The organism is Bacillus sp. Je.9.29.b (assembly GCF_051129925.1).
Classification (GTDB): Bacteria; Bacillota; Bacilli; order Bacillales; family Bacillaceae; genus Bacillus; species Bacillus safensis.
The window spans coordinates 1-313 of sequence record NZ_JBCPSO010000028.1; the positions used below are offsets into that span (position 1 = coordinate 1).

Here is a 313-nt window from a genome sequence, read left to right on the forward strand (position 1 = left end):
TTTGGGACCAAGGGGTCGCAGGTTCGAATCCTGTCTTCCCGACCATCTTTTATGGGGCCTTAGCTCAGCTGGGAGAGCGCCTGCCTTGCACGCAGGAGGTCAGCGGTTCGATCCCGCTAGGCTCCACCAATATGATCTTTGAAAACTAAACAAGACAAAACGTACCTGTTAATTCGAGTTTTTATAAAAAAATCCTATGATACATCATAGGTAGTCAGTCAAACTGGCGAAAAGCAAAACTTCGGTTTTGTACTTTTTCGGAGAGTTTGATCCTGGCTCAGGACGAACGCTGGCGGCGTGCCTAATACATGCA

Annotated in this window: 1 tRNA gene and 1 rRNA gene; both read left to right on the forward strand. The window is 47.6% G+C overall.

The features are described from left to right. Window positions 1–53 precede the first annotated feature (53 nt). A tRNA-Ala gene (locus tag AAZR19_RS18945) sits at window positions 54–129 on the forward strand. Window positions 130–254: 125 nt separating this feature from the next. After that, window positions 255–313 (forward strand): 16S ribosomal RNA (locus AAZR19_RS18950); the annotation flags it as partial.